Here is a 13,155-nt window from a genome sequence, read left to right as displayed (position 1 = left end):
GTCGTTCCGAAGATGGAGTCCATGCTCCTTTTGGCCAGACCGAGTTTGACGGCCTTGCTAAAAGTGACTAAATGCACTTTACCTTAACCTTTTAAAATACACGACTGACCCTATGACAGCTAACCCAATATAGATTGGAGTACTAATTTGTATATCTTGACCTCTGCTTTCAAGGACCATGAGCAAAAATATTAGTAACAAACAAAAAAATCCGAGAATCATTTGGCTAGGATACTCTAGTGTAATTTTCTTACTGCACTCATTGCATAGGATCGGGGACATTCTGGAGATCCTCATAAAATCCAGCCGCTGAATATTTTTTCTACAATTAGGGCACTTTCTCATTTTTACTTTTAACGCTTTTATAAACGGTGTACGCTTTTAGTGCGCCCAGTAGAGGCCGTTTTGGTCGTAACGATGTTTAATAAGCTTGTTATGTCCTATTTATGCATGACAGAGCTTCTTCCGGAACACTCCACTCTTTTCTTAGCATGTAATTACAAAGATGTGTACAGCCACCACCGACATCTACTCCTTTTCCACCAGTTACACAACCAACAAAACATTGATCTAAGCCTTTACAACGTTTCTCAAGGTGCTCAATAACACACATATCTTCTTTATCGACGTAGATACCATCTATGACATCCAAATCACATGACCCCATATATAACAACTCTGCACGTGTCAGCTTTTGAGGCCAATTATCTTGTACATAAACAATGCCAAATATAATTCCTGAAGAAATACAAAAGGCGGATAAAAAGTATTTCAGCTTCATCAATTCTTAAGACCTTCGAAGACATAACGCCCAGCGCGGTGCGGTGCGCACTTTGTGTTAATGTTTGAGCACCAACGAGTAACACAAAAGATGCGTAGCGTTGGCTGTCGCCCTGCGGCTGCTTGTTATGCATGCTACATGAGATAGCAATCATCCAGAATTATTAATATCTGGCCTCGAACCTTAATGAAATCAAACATAAGCATAAAATCACTAACCGCACCATTCAATGGTAAATCATATTCAACTCCCGAACCAAAACCATCATCGTATGTAAAAATATCCTTCCTTATCGTTTCTTCAACACTGTCCGGGGAGCTTATTACTGGCTGTTTACCGTCATCAAAATGATCGAAAATAATTTCCTTTATATCCTCGGGTGACCAATGGTGTCTATCAGGACTAACTGGCTTATCTAGAATAGAAAACGCCTCTTCAATATTTCCATTTGCGCAATACTTTACACATGCATGTACAAAATCGATAAAATTCTTTTCGTTTGAATTCAAGGCTGATTTGATGACCACGCATACTCCTTAGACGCATAACGCCGTTAGCAGTGGACCGCACAGGCCTCGGCTTGAACCCATTGCCTGACTTTGTTATGTTTTTGAATCTGTAGCTTCAATATACTTCTTTGCATCATCACTCCAAGTTGGCTCATGATGAAGAATATACTCCCATTTTTCTCTCGCCTCTTTGTACTACTTCAGGTAAAAGAGGACATCTGCTTCGAACCAAGATAAGTTGCTGTCATGAGGGCGCTTTGGCCATATTTTCTCACAGAGCTGGAGTACTTCTTCAAAATTACCTCTTACAATCTCTCTCTAAATAGCTGTATGCAACCTATCTCCATCCCTTCTCCAGTCATTGTAGGTTCGAACAGTCGCCACAGTTAAATTGACGAGGAATATCCCAAGCATTACGATAAGAATAAAATTAATTTTCCATTTCGGAAAAATACTCCGTAGCGTGGCTGGGACATAACGCCTTAATGACGCACCTTGCCAGGGGTCGCGTTGATTAATTTTTTAGCACTTTCCTACTAACAGTTCTCTTAGCTCTATTTTTTGATCCTCGGAAAGGCCCCTTACATATGTAACACTTGGCCAGCCACTATGGATCCATATCACTCTATCCTTCACTATCCATAACTTTGATATTTTATCAATATCATAAACTTTCCTACTACCCATCATTAAATGGGTAATCAAATGCCTTTCTGCAACAACTAATGGATAGAACATGTAAGACAACTTTATTCTATCTATTGAATAAACACCAAAAAATACAGTAAAAGCGAGGAAGAATGCCGCAACGCCATATTCCTTATCGGCAAATGAAACAACAACAAACAATGCAGCACAACCCAACACAAATAGAGACATAAGAATTTCTTGCGCAGCCTTAAGCTTATCTTTATTGGTACCAAACTGTCTATACATAATTATTAATCTAATAGCGCTAAAGCCCGCCACACAGGCGAGCAACTTGTTGCGAGTCCAGTGCACGCTTGTTCCGGCTCTTGTTATAGAACGAGCGCACTACCAGCACTGATATGAAATGGCTCCCCAACAACCTCAACTGCTTCTGGAACAGGTAAGTTGTTACCACAACAGTCTATTTCTATGTATTCATACCATTCCTGATTTTTCTGAGAATACTAGGATCTCTAACGTTTTATCGGCTTCTGCAAGATTAAAGTTTGCCTCAAAAATCACACTATATTTACCTGGAACTGCGATTTCTTTGGTGGAAGTCGGGACCAGGACTTTGAAGCTATTACAACCGCACTGACAGAACTCAGAAACACGGCTTTTCGAGGTGATTCTTTAGTGCTTGTGCATCTGAGAATTGACATCTCTCTAAAAAAATTAATCCAATCCCGCGCCCTATGTTCGTTATTCATTGGTTCTCTAACACCGCGCTCAGTCGCATTAAAAACGGAGCGCCTTTTGTGTGTGAAATGTGAACAGAGCGAACGACACACAAAAGGTGCATAGCTTCTGATGTCATACGGCAGCGCATTGTTATACATCAAATGCCGGAATCAAAGGTGCCCTCTGGGTGTAGGTACTTGTGAACGTGTTCGCAAACATTACCAGATCCACATTTTTTTTCTGCATTGACATACGGATCAAGAACAGCTTTTAGCTCACTAGCGTTAAATACCTTTGGAGGATTTACTTCGTAGGGAGGGTTTAGGAGCCGAATATCCGCGACGATTTCTGGTTTAGGAGCTGTATGCATTGGAATATAGTAGACTTGAACTTTTTTGTACGGATTTTCTTCAGCGAAAAATTGCTCTATATCGAAGCTCTGTGTGAGAGTAATATGCGACAAAATTTCGAAGCCCTCAAAGCCATTTTCTATAGCTACTTCCGCGCAGCGATAAAGCCAATATGTTTGTACAGTTTCTTTTGTCGTATAGCCATTTCCGTAAAATCCAACACGATATATATCTCCCTCCAAATGCTTTACAGAATGACCTCCAGTAAATGATCCAGCAGAGTTTTGATACGGCGTTGCACATCCAGCAAGCACCGCAACCAAAGAAAAGATCATGAGTGATTTCAATTTCATTGGGATTCCCCCTCTTTGTTTATAGTTTTTAACTCTTAACATGCATAACATTGCCCGCAAGGGCAACCGAAGCAGAGTGTAGGCTGGACAGCCTGGCCTGGTTATGTTTGCTCTGGAACATATAAATACTTTAAATAACGCTCTTGATAAAAAGATTCAAGACTCATATTTGACTGAAACAACTCGGACCAAACTTCGTAATTTTTAATAAGATTATCGCCATCTTGTTTATAACAAACTTGCTCTGGATGCATATCAAAGCCGTTGCTTTCAGCATATTCCTCAGCTTCTATTCTCGCTCTACTATGCGCTTCCTTGAAAGAATCAGCTTTAATGCAAACTACTCTTTCTTCAAAGATATTCAAGCCTTCAGGATTGACTCTGAAGTGGTAAACGCTTCTAGCACCGTACCAAATCAAATAATTTCTCCTCCGAAGAGCATAACGCCTATAGCAGCGGCACACGTTAGCGCGTCCGGCCCGAAGGGCGATGCTGCCTTTACTTGTTAAGTTTTGAGCCTGCACGAAGCCCAAAACCTATCCATGTTGTTAAAATATGCAGGGCTAAGAACACCACTACACCTGCACATAGGTTGATCATGAAGACAAAAATTAAACCCGCCAACCCAAATGTCACTAGGTTTTGCACCCAGCCTATTTTTATATCCGTTTCATTTAGATCGCACCAATCCAACCTAAATATTTTCCACCATAAGCTAGAAGCAGCAACATATTCTAAAAGCCAGCGATATAGCCCCGCAACACCTCTCCGCCTTAGCTCGGACTCAAGGCTTTCAATATATTCATCACCATGCTGAGTATCTAAATAACGATCGCCGATTATTGAGAAGGTGCTTCTATTCATGTTAAAAACTTAACCTCCGGCGCACGGACGAAGTACTGAGTCCAGGCCGAAAGTCGATTGTGCTGCCGCTAATTATATATCATAACGCGATAGACTCTAAATCAGAGGGAAAAGAACGAAACTTCTCCCATTGAGATTCAGTCATTTCACCTTTGAAATCACGGAAATTCCACGCTCGACTTAAGTGCGCATATGTGGGCTATATCTATAGAATAGCCCTCAATATCGACGCTCTCCTTAGTTCCCATTTCTTTAATGAGATCTCCTAAATGCTCATGTGCATCTTCTAGCTTATTCATTAATTGACTCCATTCAACTGGATTTTCCTTGCTATCTATCGTAATTTCTCTGAAATATAACGTTGCCAGCGGAGCGCAGGCTGGACAGCCCGGTCTGGTTATGGCTGGAGCGCTCTGAACGAACTACAGGCTCTCTACCAGCCACCCTTTGGCTGGCCAATACCCGGTAAATTTACAGAAAAAATACCACACTTTCCCCACCAATTAACTATCTGATTGGCACTCCGCGATGGCTCAGCTGGCCTGCAGGGTTTGCTAACTTAAAACGAAGGCACGAAAGAGAAATCATGGTACCAACTCAAAGGAAACTTTCAGGGAAAGTGTACTCAGGCAGAGATTTATACTTGCAGCAACTACAAACCTTCTAAAAAATGACCGCCACAGTAACGCCGCCAGCACAGGCCGGGGTACGCAGTTCAGAGGTCCAGCCCCGAAGGGGCGATTGTGCCTAGCCTTATTATAAATTTACCCTTTGGATTCAGGAGAACCATTAATTAGATTTTTGATTGCATATGCACCTATATCCCAGTGTGCGACGTAAGAAACTAAAGCCATAACACCAGCGAACACGTAAAATATCTTCACTCCAAAATCACTAGACCAGTTAAAAATTACTACCAGTATTAATGTAGCTATGGTCATTGCAACGAAATAGTAGAATGGGTAAAGAAACAAGTAGTTCAACAGTAGTTTTCGCTCAGTATTCATGACTTTTAACGCTCGTAGCGCGAGCAAAATTGAAGCGCAGCACCAATTTTGTCGGCGTGCCTACGCTTGTTAAGTGTTTGGTACATTATTTAGTCACTTCCTCCATCGCCGCCATAATCGTCAGATGAACACTCACCGGACTCTCTTTCCGCACAAGCATCGCTTTCGGTACTAAACATTTCAGGAAACGAGAATAGAACAAGTGGTATACCGGCACCAAATCCTAAGAGAATTATAGGTACTCGCCACCTGACATCTTCTCCTGCTTTGAATTGCTCTGCAACATCTATTACTCCAAAGATGAAGAGAATGAATGCCAATATGAAAAATATTCCTCTAGTAATAGATTGCATGTTCATCTCCTTTGAAAACTGGTCTTGCCCACAAAAAGTAGACACCCTAACTATGCGTATTTTCGTTCATACTCTGCTGGACTTACATAGCCCAATGCAGAGTGCCTACGAACCCTATTGTAGAAAACCTCAATGTATTCAAACACCTCAGATTTTGCTTGCTCTTCGCTTTCGAATGTTCCGGCATAGACCAGCTCGACTTTTAGCCTACTAAAGAATGATTCCATTGCCGCATTATCCCAACAGTTAGCCAGGCGACTCATACTCGGTTTGCACTTGCTTTCGGACAAGAGATCCTGGTATTTCTGCGATCGATATTGCACACCCTTATCAGAGTGAACTAGCAGTCCAGGCTTTATTGGTCGTCGCTCTAGGGCCATTCTCAATGCTCGACGTGTCAATTCATCGGTCATCTGCGAGTCAAATGCCCAACCTACAATACGACGAAAGTACAGGGCCATAACAACCCCGAAGTGCAACCACCGCTCCAGAACCCAGATATACGTAATGTCACTGGTCCAGCGGCTTTTGGTTGATCCACATCAAAGCAACGCTTAAGTAAGTTGGCGGAGACGTTAATGCTCCCCTCTACGGGCTGACTATATCGAAAGCCTTTGCCGTTTCTCGCTTTAATATGCTCCTGTTGCATAAGCTTATGCGACGTAGTTCCGCGATCATGGCTCACCTAACTCTTGAAGCTCGCAAGCAATTCTAGGCGCGCCATAACGACCTTTAAACTCAACAAACGTCTCTCGGATTTTCTCGATTGTTCGTATCTTTCTAATCGTGCGAGCAGATGGCAACCGCCCACGCCATCGATAATAACCCGATCTTGAGACTTCTAAACACCGACACATCAAGCTAACCGGGAATGACCCTACATGCTCTTGTATCAATGCGTACTTTACTCTTGGTGGTTCGCAAAGTACGCAGCTGCCTTTTTTAGAAACTCAACCCCCTGACGAGCTTCATGCAGCTCCTTCTTGAGTTTGCGAACTTCAGCGCTGCTTTCGTGTCTGGAATAGTCGACGCCATCTAAACTAATGAACTGCTTATCAGACAATCGATTAAATTGACGACGCCAGTTGTACATCTACTGTGCGCTGACGCCTAGCTCTCGCACCACAGAAGCCGTTGTTGCTCCAGGCTTTCGTCTCTTAAGTGCACAAATTCATTGGCTATAATTTGCCAGGTACGAGCACAAGCCAGGGTTTTGTGTCCAACATTTAAGCACCTTGTTAGTTATACTTTAACTCATTATCAGTTATAACTAACATATCATCTAGAACTTCACCATTTAAATCAGGAACCCAACAGTAATAACCAACTTCCTCTTCATCAAGAGTGATATCAAGGTAAGTCTCTATGCATGGATTTGGCCTAAACTCATGCTTAAAACAAAGTTTATGAGCATGAAAATTGTATTTAAATTTACTAGTTATTGAAGTGTCAATATCAAAGTCTTTGGATGAAGACCACTCTTTAGCTCCCTTAAAGGCTCTAGACTCAAGATCATACTCCACCACCAACTTATCTAAACTATTTAGCAGCCCTTCCATTTTTTAATCGTCTCTTGACATAGCTAACGCGGGGCTACAGCGGCTGACAAATCTGACGGTTTTTCTGTGCCGGTACAAAAAGTGACAGGTTTGGTAGTCCATTGCTGACCCTTGTTAAATTCATTTACAGGTAAACTCCACCAACTCTTTGAATTTCGGAGGAGACTCGGACTCATTTTGCCATTGTTGTGAAAGTTTGGCAGCTAGGAACTGATACCTTTCATTAAATCTTTTGGGGTTACAATACGGGTCGTACCACATCGATGCCTCCAGAGGATGGTCTTGCCCACAAAAAGTAGTTGCTCTAACGCCGCCAACACGGACCGGAAAAACGCACCAGCGTTTTGGAGGGAAACCTCCCCCCTTAAAGTAAACGCCACCTTATATTCATCTTATGCGGCCATTCTTTCATATTCATCTGGGCTTTTGATCCCAAGTGAACCATGTCTTCTTTTAAAGTTATAGTACCTATCAAGATACCAAGCTAAGTTAGCTCTTAGATCCTCAACGGATTCAAAATTAAATCCTTTGAAACTATCAGTTTTCAGTGTTTGAAAAAATGATTCTACATATACATTATCACTCATAAATGCTGGACGGTTCATTCTCGGCTCAATACCCAATTCTTTGAGTCAATTTTGGTATGCATAAGCATTGTACTCAGAACCTCGGTCGCTGTGAAATATTAGATTTTATTCTATATTTCTGCAACGGACAGCTTTATTTTGCGCTGACAGTGTTAACTCAACAGTTCGAGTATCCGACAGCTCCCAACCAAACACTTTCCGGGAGTAAAGATCAATAATCACAACTAAATATTACCATTGCCCATTGATCTTCAGATAGGTGGCATCACCAATCCATTGAGAGTCTGGTTTACTCGGCATACCATGCTCTCTTTGTAAATCTTCAACCTTAATGCAAGGATTTCCAGGCAAATGGCGTCGACGAAAGATTCTTCCAGCTTTCCTCACGATTCCAGCCTCTCTCATAAGACGTTCAACGCATTTGCGATTTATTCATTCACCATTAGCTTTCAGCTCTGCGCTAATTCTTGGATTTCCACAATTACCATCATGCTGCGCATAGATAGTTTCGATGCAGGCTAGAATTCGCCTATATTCTATGTCTCGAGTGCTCTCATCGCGGTTGAGTTACTTATAAAACTCTTGGGGTGAAACATTCAATTATCTACATAAATACCTGACACCAAAGTCTGATCGATTAAGAGCTATGAATGAGAATCTCTCGGCTTTGGATCTTTCAGGTACATTTCCCACTTTTTTAGGAAATCATTCTCCTTTTACAATTTTTCAACATGCTTTTTTAGACGTCCTATCTCTTTTTCATCAGTTTGATGATGGAATTTTCGTTATCTTTGTCATACCTATTCTACGACTGCGCTTCTCGACCAACTTGCCTTCTCTACTCTCCTGTCGCCATCTATACTCCATTACTGGATGCAAGCCAATAATGTTGGCGATAGTAGTTGTATCTACTTTCAGTTGGTTAGTGAGAGCTACCACTCTAACTTTGAACTCTGTTGAATATGTAACAACCCGCTCTTCACTCAGTATTTTCGAATTTTTTTCCTCCCCTATTCAAAAGGTAGGTGTCCACTCAATGGGGGAAGGTTTCAAGCCGTCCCAACCATGCGAAGCATGGTGACTACAGCCGCTTGTTAGGAGCTTGATTCACAAAACTCTCTCTCGTGAACTCTATTACACCAGTAAAGAAAATTCTTGTACCACAATTTGCTGATGCGACTCTCAGGGCCTGCATAAGAAAGTAATGGCTGATAAAAAGTACTATGTAGAAAAGTAGCAGCACGTGTGATTTTATAACCTGGCTCTACACCAACTGTATATCTGGCCATCAGAGGGTATAAGCAGAAGAACCCAGCTATATAGAGTGAAGCAATCCCCACAGTTAAGTAGGAAAATATTCTGTGCTTTCTCTGCATTTGTGGGCCTCCTAACGCCGCCATAAACGGCGCAAGTTTACGAGTGTCCTGCGACCAAAGGGAGTGAATTTAATGGCTTTATTATGCGCTAGGACAATTAACACCACTACAGTACTCCTGAACTCCTGATTTCAGCTCTTTGATTGCACATTGTTCTTGCAGTTGATTTTCTAGCTTGATAATAAACGGGTAGATTGCATCAATAGCTTCTTGGGCTGGATAGCAGTTTAGACATCCATACCCATGTCTGAATTCGACTTTCCCATCGTAGGATTCCAAAAAATAGAAGTTATTCTTAATTCCGCTATACCTATACCAGTAGCGGTGAATGATATTTGGCTTTTCTATTCCATGCAAAGTTAATGGTCTGCCCCCTTCCTCCCTACTGTAAGAAATTTGAGAGATGCCATCGATAGCTTGCATAGCGGACAAAACGCAATCGGTAGTCGGGTATGCCTCGAAATATGCGACACGAGTGACCCCTCTTATTGTGTCACAGCCCGTCAATATCAAAAGTATTATTGGTATTAGTAGATACTTCATATCAATTTCGCGTATAACGCCCTGCCTGTGTTTTATACACATCATTTAATTCCATTTAAAGCCTCCGCAGCCTCCATATAATGGAGCAGTTTAGTGTACCCTTGCCAAACGGTTTTAACTCCAGGCTCACCATCGCCGCTCCGCCCCAGAAAGCCTCCAAGTCCTGCCAACATACGAGTTATATCTCTCATACTTGGAGCTTCATTTGGTGGGGAGGTTTTAGCTTGCATTATCCATATCATGCGCCACTCTTTTTCGGAGTAGACTTTCGTGCACGATGTATCAGGAAGTGTTCGTGCTCGTGTTGTCATGGAGTGTAGACGCCACCCAATAATCATATAGATTGCAATACAGTTCAGCATTCGCTGCTCGGTTCTAAAGCGATTACTTTCTATCTGGCATCCGCCTTTCACCACTCTAAAATAGGTTTCAATTTCCCATCGACTTCGATACCACTCAATGATGATCCTCGCTTGCTTAAAGTCCTCAACTGCAAGATCGGTCAGCAGCATCCATTCAATACCTTTTTTGCCTTCTGGTGGGCTTAATTCCTTAGCAAAAACTGCGTAGATAGAAAGAGGTCGTTTTGATTTTCCTTTTCCCTGTAATCTTACTTCTGCAATGGATACACTGACCTTAGCTTCCCTTTCTGGTTGTCCATTCCTTTTGGGGATACGGACTGAGTATTTCCCGATGGACTTCTGCTTGGTCATATAGTCCCAAAGTAAAGTCGTATCTTCTCCTTCGATCTCTAAACTACGATTAGCCTTGGCTCGAACAATATAGCTTGCACGCCGCTGTTCATTTTGGTCTTCAGCTAATTGAAACCACTCATGAATATCCCCCTCTCTATCTGCGATGCTCACAATCGTGGTTTCAGGGCAGTGTTCTTGTATCTCACAAGCTGATTCATAATGGTCTAGCCAGCGTCGACTCTCTTTATCTTGTATCGACTTGGTATAGCGAGAATTAGCACTAGATTCTTTATCTCGCTGCCACATGCTACCCTCAATAATTCCCAGATTATCTCTGGATGGTGTGATAGCAATAGACGTATGTAGGAGCTGCTGATTAGTCTCTTTGCGTCGAAGTGTTCCCATTTCTTTGCTTTCTAAATCGGTAGCAAAATTTAGGAAAGTGGTATCCTGAGGGATAAGAACAACTGGTTGAACCTTGATTCTTTCAAGAGTGGCTGATTTATGGCCACTCATAATCGAGTCAAAGCTAACTTTATCATTTTCGATAAATCGATAGGCTGCAAAGGTTTCTGCCCAAGACTTGTTTGCACAGGGAATACTACTCTTTGGGTCGGAACTTAAATTACTAAGAATATTCGACAACCGCTTATTCAATCGTATATCACCCATAACCTGATTTTTCACTTCGTCCCTGACCCAGTCCTGCATAATTATCCAGCCAAATCTGTAGTTCCTATACCGTGAAAACTGTAACTCATTGATTTCTATAATAAAACTGAAAGAACTTGTGTATAAACTTAGCGCCTGCGTCATTTGCCGCAGCGAAGTGGAGGTCAAATGCACGCGCTTGTTACGTTTTTATTCAGAACTAGCATAGATTTTTTCTAGTTCGACCACTCTCATTTCACTTAACCGGCGCTTACAGAATGCCATATGTAATCGGTAACCACTGAAGTTTTCAAGTCCATCCATTTCATTTGTAAGTGCGCAATGTGAATCTCTATATGAGCGCCACGCAGCTGAGGTTGATTTAAAGCGTTCTATTAATTCGTTTCCATCAGCAGCTTTACTTAGTTTCTCAATAATCTCTGTGTCTAGGGCATCAATTCTTCTTTCAGCTATCATATTATGAGCCCAACCACATTGTGCCACCCCCCATTTACCACCAGCATCGTCACATGGATCGTAAATATTCAACTTAATGCACTTTATTAGAATCTCCTGATCTTTAGTTGCCCTACATGACTGCCTATCAATCGAAAACGATTCTAAGTCACTCCCGCCCCACAAAAGTTCTCTGAGTTCTGCTGTGCGTTGCTTGTATGCCGAGATGCAACTCTTTTCATCTTTACAGGCATCATCCCGCTTTTTAATCCAGCTAATCTGCTCTTTCTTAATCTCCAACGACTTTTGCCCTGCAAATGTCGACATGACAGATTTATAGACAGCTGATAGATTTTCATCATAAGATCCAAGTCGCCTATTAGAACAGATCAATAATTCAGAACTGGTAGAAGCCTTCTCACAATCAAAGCTTGTGGCAAAAATATCAGGTGAGCTAACAATCAAAAAAGCAATTAATGGAAAGAAACTAATTTTCATTAAATGTCCTTATCTCACGTAACATTTATATAGTAATCATTCTGACCACTATTATATTGACTACTATCTCATAATCAATCTACCGCCACCACTACAGTTTCTCATTAGAAATCAGCTAGTTACACTAAAAATGGCACGATTAAACAAACTACAAAAACGATCACCATGACTACTATCTCAATTTTACCCCACTCACGTAACCCCATAATTTATAAGTGTTTTTCACCGTTTTTCAACCGAACCCAGAAATAACACTCATCATGATCATATTTCACCGAGCTGGTACTTACTAACTGGCGCAAATTATAGTCTAACCAACATTCGAATGAACTTAGCCGTGAACTGTGAACAAGCTCCTAAAAATTAATATTTAGAAAGAGGGAGCAACTTGAGGGCAGGCATGTCTGGATAGCTTAAGTAGATTTTTAAGGCCAAGAAACTACCTCTACACAATAGTCTATTAGACCTCCAACCTTTCTTACTGCCAAAAATCTATTTTTGAATATTTAAACGTTCTATCACTTCCAACACCGAATCAAATCCCTTGGTATGAAACGCAGTCATACCCACCTTATTCGCCACCTCTACGTTTCTAGGGATATCATCCATATACACAACACTACTGGCTTCGACTTCCAGCTGCTCAAGCGCATGCTTGAAAAATGCTTCATCGGGCTTTGCCATACCTATAAGGTGGGAAGCGAATATTGGGCCAAAATAGTTATGTGCATTAAATTCATGAGTGATGCGTGGCCAGTGAAGTTCGTTGGTATTTGTCAATGCGGCCACTCTGTAGTTTTTCTCTAGAGAACTAAGTAATTCAATTGCTCCTGGATAGAATCCTGCGGGCCAGTTTGTGAAATGATCGATAATAGCCTCTATCGATTCCTCTATTTCCAATTGAGATTTTAAAGCGTTTGCAAATTCTTCTGTGGTGATTTCTCCTCTCTCAAACTGCCTTACGGGCCCGGAAATAATGACATCTGTCACAGGCGCTTTGCCAGTTGGCAGTGGACGGCCTTTTAGCTCTATTAGTACACCACCTAGATCAAACAGTAATACATCAATTTTCAAAACCCATAACCCTCATATTTTCAACAGCCAGAAACGAGCTTCGTACTCTTCACCATCAGATACACCTCGGAGAGATCAAGGCTAGTGCTATCAAATTAGCCAATATCATTCTTATCGTCCCACTTTCT

General features: G+C 41.6%; 14 protein-coding genes and 1 pseudogene. All 15 read right to left on the bottom strand.

Translation table 11 applies throughout. The features are described 5' to 3' along the window. Positions 1-433: 433 nt before the first annotated feature. Positions 434-781, bottom strand: coding sequence for a hypothetical protein (locus ACJJII_RS15425; protein WP_444916806.1), 348 nt, complete (start codon positions 779-781; stop codon positions 434-436). A 134-nt stretch (positions 782-915) separates the two neighbouring features. Further along, complete coding sequence (locus ACJJII_RS15420; protein WP_444916805.1) at positions 916-1,308, bottom strand: hypothetical protein; 393 nt, start codon at positions 1,306-1,308, stop codon at positions 916-918. A gap of 504 nt (positions 1,309-1,812) precedes the next feature. Beyond that, positions 1,813-2,169: a hypothetical protein gene (locus ACJJII_RS15415; RefSeq protein ID WP_444916804.1), complete on the bottom strand. Its 357-nt coding sequence runs from the start codon at positions 2,167-2,169 to the stop codon at positions 1,813-1,815. A gap of 649 nt (positions 2,170-2,818) precedes the next feature. Next, positions 2,819-3,364 (bottom strand): CC0125/CC1285 family lipoprotein, encoded by a 546-nt coding sequence (locus tag ACJJII_RS15410; RefSeq protein ID WP_444916803.1) that lies wholly within the window; start codon positions 3,362-3,364, stop codon positions 2,819-2,821. A gap of 101 nt (positions 3,365-3,465) precedes the next feature. After that, positions 3,466-3,783: a DUF4288 domain-containing protein gene (locus tag ACJJII_RS15405; protein ID WP_444916802.1), complete on the bottom strand. Its 318-nt coding sequence runs from the start codon at positions 3,781-3,783 to the stop codon at positions 3,466-3,468. 79 nt (positions 3,784-3,862) lie between these two features. Next, positions 3,863-4,228, bottom strand: coding sequence for a hypothetical protein (locus ACJJII_RS15400; RefSeq protein WP_444916801.1), 366 nt, complete (start codon positions 4,226-4,228; stop codon positions 3,863-3,865). 1,096 nt (positions 4,229-5,324) lie between these two features. Beyond that, on the bottom strand, positions 5,325-5,588 hold the full coding sequence (locus ACJJII_RS15395; RefSeq protein ID WP_444916800.1) for a hypothetical protein: 264 nt from the start codon (positions 5,586-5,588) through the stop codon (positions 5,325-5,327). A gap of 50 nt (positions 5,589-5,638) precedes the next feature. Beyond that, positions 5,639-6,103: pseudogene (locus ACJJII_RS15390) on the bottom strand (IS3 family transposase); the annotation flags it as partial. A gap of 389 nt (positions 6,104-6,492) precedes the next feature. Further along, complete coding sequence (locus ACJJII_RS15385; protein ID WP_444916799.1) at positions 6,493-6,681, bottom strand: hypothetical protein; 189 nt, start codon at positions 6,679-6,681, stop codon at positions 6,493-6,495. Positions 6,682-6,826: 145 nt separating this feature from the next. After that, positions 6,827-7,147 (bottom strand): hypothetical protein, encoded by a 321-nt coding sequence (locus tag ACJJII_RS15380; protein WP_444916798.1) that lies wholly within the window; start codon positions 7,145-7,147, stop codon positions 6,827-6,829. A 392-nt stretch (positions 7,148-7,539) separates the two neighbouring features. Beyond that, positions 7,540-7,770, bottom strand: coding sequence for an integrase core domain-containing protein (locus ACJJII_RS15375; protein WP_444916797.1), 231 nt, complete (start codon positions 7,768-7,770; stop codon positions 7,540-7,542). 726 nt (positions 7,771-8,496) lie between these two features. After that, on the bottom strand, positions 8,497-8,721 hold the full coding sequence (locus tag ACJJII_RS15370) for a transposase (protein WP_444919278.1): 225 nt from the start codon (positions 8,719-8,721) through the stop codon (positions 8,497-8,499). Between the two features lie 973 nt (positions 8,722-9,694). Beyond that, positions 9,695-11,059, bottom strand: a complete 1,365-nt coding sequence (locus tag ACJJII_RS15365) for an IS4 family transposase (protein WP_444913284.1) — start codon at positions 11,057-11,059, stop codon at positions 9,695-9,697. 150 nt (positions 11,060-11,209) lie between these two features. Continuing rightward, positions 11,210-11,953, bottom strand: coding sequence for a lysozyme inhibitor LprI family protein (locus ACJJII_RS15360; RefSeq protein WP_444916796.1), 744 nt, complete (start codon positions 11,951-11,953; stop codon positions 11,210-11,212). Positions 11,954-12,445: 492 nt separating this feature from the next. Beyond that, positions 12,446-13,027 carry an HAD family hydrolase gene (locus ACJJII_RS15355; protein WP_444916795.1) on the bottom strand — a complete coding sequence of 194 codons (582 nt, stop codon included), beginning with the start codon at positions 13,025-13,027 and terminating at the stop codon, positions 12,446-12,448. Positions 13,028-13,155 lie beyond the last annotated feature (128 nt).

Source organism: Microbulbifer maximicatervae (SeqCode) (assembly GCF_052467825.1).
The sequence above is the reverse complement of the archived record's forward strand: the minus strand, read 5'-3'. Positions and strand labels throughout refer to the sequence as shown.

Excerpts from the sequence above, each read along its gene's own strand:
- ACJJII_RS15425 (WP_444916806.1), bottom strand. The coding sequence starts at position 781 with ATGAAGCTGAAATACTTTTTATCCGCCTTTTGTATTTCTTCAGGAATT.
- ACJJII_RS15415 (WP_444916804.1), bottom strand. The coding sequence starts at position 2,169 with ATGTCTCTATTTGTGTTGGGTTGTGCTGCATTGTTTGTTGTTGTTTCA.
- ACJJII_RS15410 (WP_444916803.1), bottom strand. The coding sequence starts at position 3,364 with ATGAAATTGAAATCACTCATGATCTTTTCTTTGGTTGCGGTGCTTGCT.
- ACJJII_RS15400 (WP_444916801.1), bottom strand. The coding sequence starts at position 4,228 with ATGAATAGAAGCACCTTCTCAATAATCGGCGATCGTTATTTAGATACT.
- ACJJII_RS15395 (WP_444916800.1), bottom strand. The coding sequence starts at position 5,588 with ATGCAATCTATTACTAGAGGAATATTTTTCATATTGGCATTCATTCTC.
- ACJJII_RS15385 (WP_444916799.1), bottom strand. The coding sequence starts at position 6,681 with ATGTACAACTGGCGTCGTCAATTTAATCGATTGTCTGATAAGCAGTTC.
- ACJJII_RS15380 (WP_444916798.1), bottom strand. The coding sequence starts at position 7,147 with ATGGAAGGGCTGCTAAATAGTTTAGATAAGTTGGTGGTGGAGTATGAT.
- ACJJII_RS15365 (WP_444913284.1), bottom strand. The coding sequence starts at position 11,059 with ATGCAGGACTGGGTCAGGGACGAAGTGAAAAATCAGGTTATGGGTGAT.
- ACJJII_RS15360 (WP_444916796.1), bottom strand. The coding sequence starts at position 11,953 with ATGAAAATTAGTTTCTTTCCATTAATTGCTTTTTTGATTGTTAGCTCA.